General features: G+C 61.8%; 5 protein-coding genes and 1 pseudogene. 3 read left to right on the forward strand and 3 right to left on the reverse strand.

Going from position 1 to position 6,635, the window contains the following annotated elements; translation table 11 throughout:
* Window positions 1-54 precede the first annotated feature (54 nt).
* From F1609_RS02990 to F1609_RS03000, 3 genes are read left to right on the forward strand one after another with little or no spacing between them, the layout of a single operon-like run.
* Entirely contained in the window at window positions 55-1,215 is a 1,161-nt protein-coding gene (locus F1609_RS02990) for an HlyD family secretion protein (RefSeq protein ID WP_167074461.1), read from the forward strand.
* Between the two features lie 9 nt (window positions 1,216-1,224).
* Entirely contained in the window at window positions 1,225-2,832 is a 1,608-nt protein-coding gene (locus F1609_RS02995) for a DHA2 family efflux MFS transporter permease subunit (RefSeq protein WP_167074463.1), read from the forward strand.
* A 17-nt stretch (window positions 2,833-2,849) separates the two neighbouring features.
* Window positions 2,850-4,289 (forward strand): efflux transporter outer membrane subunit, encoded by a 1,440-nt coding sequence (locus tag F1609_RS03000; protein ID WP_187362892.1) that lies wholly within the window; start codon window positions 2,850-2,852, stop codon window positions 4,287-4,289.
* 148 nt (window positions 4,290-4,437) lie between these two features.
* On the opposite strand, the gene F1609_RS03005 is transcribed toward F1609_RS03000, so the two are convergent.
* The 3 genes and pseudogenes from F1609_RS03005 to F1609_RS03015 all read right to left on the reverse strand — a co-directional run.
* The gene (locus F1609_RS03005) at window positions 4,438-4,704 is read right to left on the reverse strand and encodes a PAAR domain-containing protein (RefSeq protein WP_167074465.1); all 267 of its coding nucleotides are present in this window, start codon (window positions 4,702-4,704) and stop codon (window positions 4,438-4,440) included.
* 43 nt (window positions 4,705-4,747) lie between these two features.
* Window positions 4,748-6,157, reverse strand: a complete 1,410-nt coding sequence (locus F1609_RS03010; protein ID WP_167074467.1) for a T6SS immunity protein Tli4 family protein — start codon at window positions 6,155-6,157, stop codon at window positions 4,748-4,750.
* Between the two features lie 3 nt (window positions 6,158-6,160).
* A pseudogene (locus F1609_RS03015) lies at window positions 6,161-6,635 on the reverse strand (hypothetical protein); the annotation flags it as partial.

The following is a 6,635-nucleotide window of genomic DNA, read 5'->3' on the forward strand; positions in this document are numbered from 1 at the left end:
CATCAAGGCATGAGGAATAATGCACTTACCCCATTTCATTATCGGAGCAGTACCATGTCGCAAGCACCAGCCAAGGCCGAGCCACACAACCTCGCCCCCGTTCCAACCGTTGCGGCCCCCGCCGCAACCCCGCCCAACTGGCGCGTGCGCGGCGTTTTGGCCCTGATCGCCGTGGTGGCGATCGGCACCGGTGGCCGCATGTGGTACCGCAGCTCGCATTTCGTCGAGACCGAAAACGCCTTCGTGTCCGGCCACGTGCACCCGGTATCGGCGCGCATTTCGGGCGTGGTGACCCGTGTGCTGGTGGAAGATAACCAGACTGTGAAAGCCGGCGACGTGATCGCCGAACTCGATCCGGCCGACCAGCGCGTCAAGGTCGAACAGATTCAGGCGCAGATCGCCAGCGCCCAGCAGCAGGTGCTGCAGGCCGATGCCCAGGTCGAACAGGTGCGCGCGCAGGCCGCCGCCGCCTCGGCCCAGGTGGTGCAATCGGAAGCGCTGCTGTTGCGCGCCAAGCAGGACGCCGAGCGTTTCGGCCAGTTGTATACCGCGCAGATGAAGGCCGTCTCGAAAGCCGAACTCGATGCCGCCAACGCCGGCCGCGCCGGTGCCGTGGCCGACGTGTCGGCACGGCGCGGCACCGTGGTCGCGGCCCAGGCCCAGATCACCGCCGCCGGCGCCGCGCGCGATGTCGTCAAGGCCCAGATCAAGGTGCTGCAAACCCAGTTGAAAGACGCCCAGCAGCAGCTGGCCTATAACCGCATCCTCGCGCCGGTGGAAGGCCGCCTTGGCCGCCGCAGCGTGGAAGTGGGCGCGCGCGTCCAGCCGGGCCAGCAACTGGCCGCCATCGTCCAGGACGACGTTTGGATCACCGCCAATTTCAAGGAAACCCAGTTGGGCGACCTGCACCCTGGCCAGTCGGTGCACGTGGTGATCGACGCCATGCCGAAGCATCCGCTGGTCGGCCGCATCGACAGCTTCTCGCCGGCCTCGGGCAACCAGTTCGCGCTGCTTCCGGCCGATAACGCCACCGGTAACTTCACCAAGATCGTCCAGCGCGTGCCGGTCAAGATCGTGCTGCGCGCCGAAGACGTCAAGGCCCTGCAAGGGCGCCTGGTGCCGGGCATGTCGGCACTGGCCGAAATCGACATCGGCCAGGCCGCACCCGCCACCAAGACGGCGACCGCCCCCGTCGCCGCCCCGGCAGCCCACTAAGTACACGTCATGAGCAGCCCGACCAACACCATGACCGCCGGCAGCATGGCGGCAGCGCCGCCGATCGCCGACAAGGTCGACCTGCGCACCTGGATCGCCGTCGCCGCCGGCATGCTGGGCGCCTTCATGGCGATCCTGGATATCCAGATCACCAACTCCTCGCTCAAAGACATCCTGGGCACCTTGTCGGCCACGCAGGAAGAAGGCTCGTGGATCTCCACCGCCTACCTGTGCGCCGAAATCGTGGTCATCCCGATGACGGCCCTGCTGGCGCGCGTGTTCGGCATGCGCATGTACATGATGGGCACCACCGCGCTGTTCCTGGTGTTCTCGACCCTGTGCGGCTCCGCCTGGAACCTGGAAAGCATGATCGTGTTCCGCGCGCTGCAAGGCTTTACCGGCGGCGCCCTGATTCCCATGGCGATGACCCTGGTCATGGCCAAGCTGCCGGCCTCGCGCCGCTCGGTCGGCATGGCCATTTTCGGCCTGACCGCGACCCTGGCGCCGGCCATGGGTCCGACCCTGGGCGGCTACCTGTCCGAAATCTACGGCTGGCCGTCGATCTTCTACATCAACTGGGTGCCGGGCCTGCTGCTGATCGGCGGCATCTGGTGGGGCCTGGACCGCGGCCCGAGCAATCTGAAACTGCTGCTCAAGGCCGACTGGCTCGGCATCTTCCTGATGGCCATGGGCCTGGGCTGCCTGACCATTTTCCTGGAAGAAGGCAATTCGAAGGAATGGTTCGAGTCGAGTTTTATCATCACCTTCGCCACCTTGTCGCTGATTGGCCTGGTGGGGTGGGTCGTGACCAGCCTGACGCGCCCCGAACCCTTCGTGAACCTGCGCCTGTACGGGCAGCGCAACTTCATCGTCGCGACCATCCTGTCGGCGGTGATCGGCATGGGCTTGTATGGATCGTCGTTCCTGCTGCCGCTGTACCTGGGCCAGATCGCCGGCTACACGCCGATGCAGATCGGTGAAGTCATCATGTGGGCCGGCCTGCCGCAACTGTTCATCATGCCGTTCGCCGCCGCGCTCTCGTCCAAGGTCGACAACCGCATTTTGTGCTCGATCGGCCTGACCCTGTTTGGAATTTCGTGCCTGATGAATTCGCACATGGATGCGACCACCGGGTACGACCAGCTGTTCTGGTCTCAGGTCGTACGCGCCCTGGGCCAGCCTTTCATCATGTTGACCCTGTCGAGCTTTGCGATGCACAAGATTGCGCCGCAAGACACCTCGGCGGCATCGAGCCTGTTCAACATGACGCGCAACCTGGGCGGCTCGATCGGCATCGCCATGCTGGCCACCACCCTGACCAACCGCGAGCACTTTCACTCGGCGATTATCGGCCAGTCGGTCACCGCCATGTCGGCCCCGGTCCAGGAACGCCTGGAGCAGCTCACCGCCGCCTTTGTGGCCAACGGCATCGACCCGGCCACCGCCGCCAACCAGGCGCTGGCCGTGGTCGGCGGCGTGGTGCGGCGCGAAGCCTATGTCATGGCCTACAACGATGGCTTTGTCATCATGGCCGTATTCCTGTTCGCTTGCGTCGGCGCGCTGCTGTTCGCCGACAACGTCAAAGCTCCGTCCGGTCCCGGCGCGGGCGCTCATTAAAAGTAGGGAGAATCATCTTGAAACCACTGATCCTGTGCGCGCTGCTGGCGCTGTCCGGCTGCGCCACCATCGGCGCCGATTTCGTCGAACCTGTCGCCGTCGCCAACCCGGCCTGGCGCCACGCCGGCGCCGGCAACCAGGCTGCCGCGCGCCTGCCGGCAAGCTGGTGGACCGTGTTCGGCGACGCCACCCTGAACGACCTTGAGCAGCGCGCCGTGCGCGACAACCCGGGCGTGAAAGCCTCCGCACAGCGTCTGGTCCAAGCCCAGGCACAGATGGGCAACCTGCGCGCGGCGCTGTCGCCGAGTGTGAACGTCAGCACCTCGGTTGCGAATTCCCGCAGTTCGGCCGAGACTTCGCAGGGCCTGGCCCTGGGGCACCGCTCGATCGAAGGGAATAACTATTTCGTCGGTGGCTCGCTCTCGTATGAACTGGACCTGTGGGGCCGCGTCAAGCGCGTGGTCGAAGCGGCCGACGCCCAGGCGCTGGCGGCGCAGGACGACCGCGATGGCGTGATCTTGCTGCTATCGGCCCAGGTGGCCAGCACCTACTGGCAGTTGCGCGGCATGGATGCCGAACTGGCGATCCTGAAAAACGCGCTGGCCACGCGCGGCGAATCGCAGCAGCTGGTGGAAGCGCGCTTTAACGCCGGTTTGACGAATGAACTCGATGTCTCGCGCGCCCGCATCGAGCGCGGCAACGCCGAGGCCGACCTGCACGAAGTGCAGCGCCAGCGCAACCTGCTCGAACACAGCCTGGCCACCCTGGTCGGCGTGTCGCCGTCGGCGCCGCTGATCGCCGCGATGGACAAGCTGGAGCTGCCGGCGCCACCAAGCATTCCGGTCGGCCTGCCGGCCACCCTGCTGGCGCAGCGCCCCGACCTGGCGTCGAGCGTGGCGGGCCTGCGCGCTGCCAATGCGCAGGTGGCGGTATCGGAAGGCGCGTTTTATCCGTCGCTGACCCTGACCGGCAATTTTGGTTTTGCGTCCGAGAGCCTGCGCAACCTGGCCGACAGCGGTGCGCGCCAGTTTTCGATTGGCCCGCTGGCCTTGTCGCTGCCGCTCTTCGATGGTGGCCGCAACAAGGCCAACCTGGCGATGTCGCAGGCGCGCTATGCCGAGGCGCGCGCGAACCATGAGACGAAGCTGCTGACCGCCCTGCGCGAAGTGGAAGATGCGCTGTCGGACGTGCAGCAGCGCCAGCGCCAGGGTGAAGTGCAGGCCCAGTCGCAGCAGGCGGCGGCGCGTGCGTACCTGGTGGCGCAGGCGCGCTACGAGCGTGGCCTGTCGACCTATCTGGACGTGACCGACGCCCAGCGCAGTTCACTCAATGCCGACCGCGCCGCCGCACAGATCCGCACCCAGCGCCTGCTGGCCAGCGTGGCGGTGGCGCGTTCGCTCGGCGGCGGCTGGAACCAGCAAGCGGCCGAGGCGACTGTCGCCCAGGCGTCGCGTTAAGTTGTAGCCATAGCGGGGCGCATCCGGTGCGCCGCCCGTTTCCCGGCTTTGCCGGGCCCGCAGGCACGTGCGCCCCGAGGACATGTGCAGTCGAATTCAAAGTGGTCTGCCGTAGTCGAACGATCTGCGGGTGCATGTTGTGGGTGTGCTATTGCGTGGAGAAGACTGCCTGACTCGCAATCAGGGCTGCTCCGCAACTGGTCTTGTGTCCCTCGTAAGCGACGGGAATGCCCTCGACGATGTGGTGTGGATTACCTTCGGCGACGGTGCAACCATCGTGGCCAGGAATTGGGCACGAGCACAGGTCGCCGACACGAGCGACCGGAATGCCGCCAATGGTGTAGTGCGTGGCGGTTACCTCAATAACCTTGCCACCATGGTCTGTCGGGTCGCCGAGGCGTATTACATAGGGCATGGATGGCTTTCTTGTGGCTATGCTGAAAATAGCGATTGCGGCATCAGGTCGACGGATTACCGGAATCATCGGGGTCGGGGGAGTCGAGCGGTTTGCGTTCAGGCGTCGCCTTACCGTCGACTGCACCGAAGGACGATTCGTACGCAACCAGCTTCCATACAGTGGCAATACGGTGCGATGGTTGCTCCCCACGCAGTCTGTTCAATATGCTGGAGGTGCCTAGCAACACCGCATGCGGCATTGATTCCCCCGCCCGGAAAAACTGCCGTTTTCCTCCTTGGATGTCGCCGGACTCATTGCATTCCCACAAGCCAGATTGCGGACAAACCCGGTCTGTCGCGGCCAGCGCCCCCAGTGGCAGGTCCGCTGGCGGGGCCGCATGGGTGGTTTTCTTCGTCGCCGACACCGGCCGCAAGCGGATGCTGGACGAAACGCGGTCCCAGAGTTCAACTACGGCGTCATCCGAGAGACTGGAATTGATTTTCTCCCCCGGCCGGCCAACGCCTGTTTCAAGTTCCAGTGTCAGCTTAGGTGAGAGCACATCGTGCATTTTTCCCATGCTGGCCCACATGAAGAAGTGTGCGCTGGTACCATTTTGCCTTTTTATTTTATCCAGCACTTCTTCTCCCTTCAGTCCGTTGAAGGCGCGCGTTCCCTTCCGCATTTCTTTGAAGATTGAGGGATTCTCGCGCTTAATATCATTTTGGGCGTCCCTTACCAGCACCGAGTCTTGCACGCGGTCGACGTTGACCGAAGTATCAAGTCTGATTGCAACGTCCGGATGGCCTGCAATGGAAGCAAACATCGCCACTGATTCATTCTCGGCCGCAGCGATTGGATCATGGACCATGCCTTCCTCGGTGCAAAAACCGGGCGCATCAGGAATCTGCATGCTACTGCGTGATTCAAACCGTTTTACGACGTTGAGAACGCTATTTTCGGAACGCGGCGACGCTAGGTACTTTCCGATGAATCGATACCCTCTGTCGCCGCTTATCCCCCATGCATCGACATTGATCGCCTCTTCGATGCCGTTTACTTTTTGGCCGTTCACGATTTCAACAAAAGGCTTTTCGCGCCCATAGTATAATATTGTCGTTTTAAAATTGACGGCATCGACGACAATGTTTTTTTCAAGGCTGGGCAGCTCGTATTCATTGAGCTTCCCTTCTACTGTATGTAATTGCTCTTCGATATGGGCAAGGAGTTGTTTTTCAGTATAATTTTGCCATGTATTGATATTAACGCTGGCAACTCTAGCAGAGGAAAACTGTATTTTTGCGCCTTCTGGAATATCAATCAGGAATCTTCCGACGCATACCGTTGTGATTTTCGATGTCATTTTATTTACCACTGTTTTGTGTTGGTTTTCCCGCCACCCAGACACGCCCAATATGGCGGCAACACTCATGATGACGATGGCTGTAACAAGCCCATATCCCTTGCGCTGCATAAATTATTTTGCTTCCTGTGCGATGCGCACTATCAGATGATGTGCCAGCATTAACATATGATCGTCGCCGTAACTTTGCTGGTGATCATAGCCGACTGTACGGAAAATGCGTTTAACCTTACCTTGCGGACCACCGCCCGACTGTTGAGAAACAGTGCCGTCGCCGGGAGCGTCTTGGGGGCCAGGGTAGAATAAGTAGCTACTTCCCTTTCGGGTGGTGTTGTCAGAAAAAATGACATTTCGTTGCGAATTGGACGTAACAGTCCCCAACTTTGCAATCGCGATTGTCGAAGCCACTTTCCGATCTCTTGCGCTGGCCGAATCGGTTATCCAGCGGAAGGTGCCATATGACTGAGGTGTACTGTCAATAGCGGACACTCTTGTTTCAAGCCGCCTATCGCTGTTTGCTGAAATTTTCAGCGAACAATGCAGGCGGAACATTGCCAAGGCGCGAGTGGCGCCGCTGGCGGTTATAGAA

Origin of the sequence: Massilia aquatica (genome assembly GCF_011682045.1) — a bacterium.
Taxonomy (GTDB): domain Bacteria; phylum Pseudomonadota; class Gammaproteobacteria; order Burkholderiales; family Burkholderiaceae_D; genus Telluria_A; species Telluria_A aquatica.